General features: G+C 63.1%; 3 protein-coding genes and 1 pseudogene. All 4 read right to left on the bottom strand.

Annotated features, from left to right (window positions below):
- Nucleotides 1-233 (bottom strand): annotated as a pseudogene (locus ACXJKR_RS30640) (hypothetical protein); the annotation flags it as partial.
- On the bottom strand, nucleotides 230-1,078 hold the full coding sequence (locus tag ACXJKR_RS30645) for a hypothetical protein (RefSeq protein WP_457326059.1): 849 nt from the start codon (nucleotides 1,076-1,078) through the stop codon (nucleotides 230-232). The pseudogene ACXJKR_RS30640 and the gene ACXJKR_RS30645, both read right to left, overlap by 4 nt.
- A gap of 71 nt (nucleotides 1,079-1,149) precedes the next feature.
- The gene (locus ACXJKR_RS30650; RefSeq protein WP_457326060.1) at nucleotides 1,150-1,800 is read right to left on the bottom strand and encodes a zinc-finger-containing protein; all 651 of its coding nucleotides are present in this window, start codon (nucleotides 1,798-1,800) and stop codon (nucleotides 1,150-1,152) included.
- Between the two features lie 21 nt (nucleotides 1,801-1,821).
- A partial coding sequence (locus ACXJKR_RS30655) for an SOS response-associated peptidase family protein (protein ID WP_457326061.1) occupies nucleotides 1,822-2,122 on the bottom strand: 301 nt, incomplete at its 5' end.

Here is a 2,122-nt window from a genome sequence, read left to right on the forward strand (position 1 = left end):
ACTCGGATCCGCTGATGCGCCTTCAAGCCCGCGACAACCTGCGGACCGGCATCGCGCGCGTTCGTCAGGTACTCTGTCAACGCAGGCGTCGGAATGAGGATTGCCCCTCTGCTTTTCTCCACCTGGGCAATGACGTCATGAAGTTTTGCTCGTCGATCCTCGTCGGTCTGGCCCCCCCCTTTGCGTCTATCCAAAAGGTAGATCAGGAAGTTGGCGTCAACGAGGACTCTCATGGCTCGTCCCCCCTGAGGTGCGACAGCTCGGTGAGCGGGTCGTCGAACTCCTTCCAGCCATTGCCCGGGATCTCCGATAGAGATTCGAAAAGTGATTCGAGGGGGCGTCCATCAAGGGTCTCGAAGGACTCCACGAGCATCGTTATGCAAGACCAGCTACCGTCTTCGTCCCGCCGCCAAGTCGTCATGCCCGTGAAGCGCAGTTCCTCGCCGAAGAGATGAGCGCCAAGTTGACGAGCTTTGTCGCGCCCCTTCACCGTGACGTCGAGGTACTCGCCCGAGTCGAGGTGCAAGGTCATCGGGACGGTCTCGTCTCGGCCTCCGATCTTGCTGACCATGCCAACCAAGGTGGTCACCTGCTTGACGACGCGGACCTCTTGGCCAGCGTCGTTGGCGGCGAGGCCTCCTGCAAAGTTCAGGATGATGCTGCCTTCACGATTGCGAAGCTCAGCATTCCACCCCTGCCTCCTAAGGTAGTCGTCGAGGCGTGACGCTTTGGAGCTACTTTCCTGCGCCAAGCGGAGCGCGGCTAGGCTGGCCTTAACGGCGTCTAGACCCGAATCCAGCACTTGGGCTTTCAGCACCGCCGACCCTTTGGTCAGGCCGGCAAAGCGAACGTGCTGCTCGGCCCCTAGGAGGTCTGCAAAGTGCTTAGCCAGTTCGCCAAGAGCCTCAAGCGTTAGCTGCCTTGGCGTGGTGCCATGTACATGGAGGTCGTACGTCCAATCTCGCGGCATCCCGCGCTCCTCAAAGATGATCCGTAGCTTATCCGCTGCGATAGCTATGGCGTTAGGCCATTTTGGGCGAGGCACCTGCTCGCAGCCTGTCATCCGTTTTGCAGGCATGTCCTCGCCGTCTCGCGGCGATTGCGGGCAGCGCTTCCTTTCACGGCGGTGGAGCTAGGGACTGCGAGCGACTAGACCCCATCAATGACGCCAAACCGCTCCCACACCGCCTGGCTGACCCTGGCGCAGTCCTCCAGCTTCATTAACCCAATCTGGCACTCCTCGCGTGGGATGCCAAGCGCCTGCGCCAGCCACTGGCGGGCCTCGTGTTTGGTCATCAACTCCTGCTCCCAAATGGGGTCGAAGGCCTTGTGCGCCGCGATCCGCGCCGCGCGCAGGGTTTCGTCCGCCAATTCGCCGAAGGGCTCGTCCCCACCGGTCTTGCACCCGACCCATGCGTCGCAGCTCCAGCAGACCCAGAACTGCCGGTCCTGCAGGTCCTTGCGGTCGGGGTAGACGGCCAAGCCACCGTGAAGCTCCGCTGGCATGCCGCAATAGTTGCAGTCGACCCTTCGGCTGGGCTGGCGCGGCGGCGGTGGCCCCACGGGCTGCCCATCAGCCTCACGCTGCTTTTTTAGGTACGCCAGTAGGCTGGTCATGCCGATGCCGCTGGCGGGGCCGTCAGGCCCGTCCTGGACCGTCTGCCAGGCCTGCGTACCTGGCCAGAAGTCCACCCGGTCATCCAGGCGCACTCGCTTGCCGCCATCCACCCACACGACGTTGCCCTCGCCGAATCCGCCGAGCCCGGCCTGCCCTACTGCGGCCTTCTTCAAGATGCCCATGCTGGCGCCTCTATGGCCCTGCTATGCGGCAAGGCGGTGCTCGTAGATGGCAGGCGTCCGGTCATCGAAGATGTCGTAGAGCGCCTTCAGGTCGTTCGGGTCCGGATTCAGCCAGGCATCGACAKGCTCAGGCTTGATGCGGACGATCATGCGGTTATGGCCGGCGGCCGCGACCTCGGGCGGCGGCTCGTCGGTGATGATCGCGAAGGACTGCAGGTCCGGCTCGCCTGGTTTCGTCCAACGCGACCACACGCACGCCACGAGCATCACCTCCTTGGGGTTGGGCTTGAACTCCAGCACGACGTTTTCCGGCTTCTCATCC

Source organism: Roseateles sp. P5_E11 (assembly GCF_054049355.1).